This window comes from Lacticaseibacillus manihotivorans DSM 13343 = JCM 12514, from assembly GCF_001435035.1.
GTDB classification, from domain to species: Bacteria; Bacillota; Bacilli; order Lactobacillales; family Lactobacillaceae; genus Lacticaseibacillus; species Lacticaseibacillus manihotivorans.
This window is the reverse complement of record NZ_AZEU01000261.1, coordinates 1-798: the sequence shown is the minus strand read 5'-3', so window position 1 is coordinate 798 and position 798 is coordinate 1. Positions and strand designations below refer to the sequence as shown.

Below are 798 nucleotides of genomic sequence, written 5' to 3'. Positions count from 1 at the left end.
AGTTCATCTCACGGTGTCGTGCCATGGGGTGGCTAACTTGTTCTTGCAATTTGCGCCTAATATTTTCCGTCATCACTAAAGAGATAATAAAGAAGCATCCCAAATCCTAGTAACGCACAGCCGGCACCGATCATCGGGATCACATGGCCAAACTGTGTCGTGGTCATGATGATCGCACCGCCAACAAAAAGGAATCCCCCTGCGAGTAAATTTTTCATGCGCCACCGCCTTTGCTTGATAACCTCATCATATCAAGACCAGGCGCGGCGCTCAACGATCAGAAAAAAAGCCTCGGCATTTGGCCGAAGCTTCTAATCATCATTTTCAGTTAATGCATCAGCGGCAGAAACCACTCCATCAAGCAAGGCTGCCAAGCTTTTGCGCACTGGCGCCGTCAGCTCTTGGCCGTGATACATCGGTTTGGCCGAGGTGTCGCGAAGCTGATGGCGCAAGGCAGTGAGTTCTGTATCGATCGAGCGAGTCGGATGTGGGGTCCTCAAATCAGAGTTGCCCACTAAGTAGTCAACCGACACATGGAAGTACTGCGCGATTTTGATTTTGGTTTCGTCATCTGGCTCCCGCAAGCCTTGTTCATACATGGAATAGGTACTGGTGCCGATGCCAAGCATCTTGGCAATATCTACTTGTCGCGTTTTCGGCTGTTCATGCCGGAGGTCTGCGAGTCGTTCTGCATTCACACGCGCCACCTATTATATACAACGTGGAAGAATGTCGATGACACTGATGTGAACCCATTGGGTTGGACAATTAAATAACTTGGTTATGCAGCCTCTTGAA

The 798-nt window shown here is 49.5% G+C and carries 2 protein-coding genes; both read right to left on the bottom strand.

The annotated features are described in order from the left end of the window. Positions 1-56 precede the first annotated feature (56 nt). Positions 57-218: a hypothetical protein gene (locus tag FD01_RS16405; RefSeq protein WP_164480471.1), complete on the bottom strand. Its 162-nt coding sequence runs from the start codon at positions 216-218 to the stop codon at positions 57-59. Between the two features lie 93 nt (positions 219-311). After that, on the bottom strand, positions 312-698 hold the full coding sequence (locus FD01_RS13335) for a helix-turn-helix domain-containing protein (RefSeq protein ID WP_054720216.1): 387 nt from the start codon (positions 696-698) through the stop codon (positions 312-314). Positions 699-798 lie beyond the last annotated feature (100 nt).